Annotated in this window: 1 protein-coding gene; it reads left to right on the top strand. The window is 68.4% G+C overall.

All coding sequences use genetic code 11. The features are described 5' to 3' along the window. Positions 1-320: glycosyltransferase (locus tag ACQG3P_RS19045; protein WP_426805912.1), on the top strand; the 320-nt coding region annotated here is incomplete at both ends.

Below are 320 nucleotides of genomic sequence, written 5' to 3'. Positions count from 1 at the left end.
GCGCTGGCGGTGACAGCGTTCCGCCGGCTGCAGCAGGAGCGGCCCAAGGCCCGCTTCGTGTGGGTGGGCGATGGCCCGGCCCGCGAGAAACTGGCCCATGAAAACCCGGACTTCCTCTTCTGTGGGGTGCAGCGCGGCGATGCGCTGGCGCGCCATTTTGCCAGCGGCGACCTGGTCCTGTTCCCCAGCCGCAGCGAGACCTTCGGCAACGTCACGCTGGAAGCGATGGCCAGTGGCGTGACTACGGTGGCTTTCGACTACGGCGCGGCCCGCGAGCACCTGCGCACCGATGAGAACGGGGTAGCGGTGGACGATGACAA

This window comes from Stenotrophomonas sp. SrG, from assembly GCF_050031795.1.
GTDB lineage: Bacteria > Pseudomonadota > Gammaproteobacteria > Xanthomonadales > Xanthomonadaceae > Stenotrophomonas > Stenotrophomonas rhizophila_A.
This window is presented reverse-complemented; position numbering and strand designations above follow the sequence as displayed.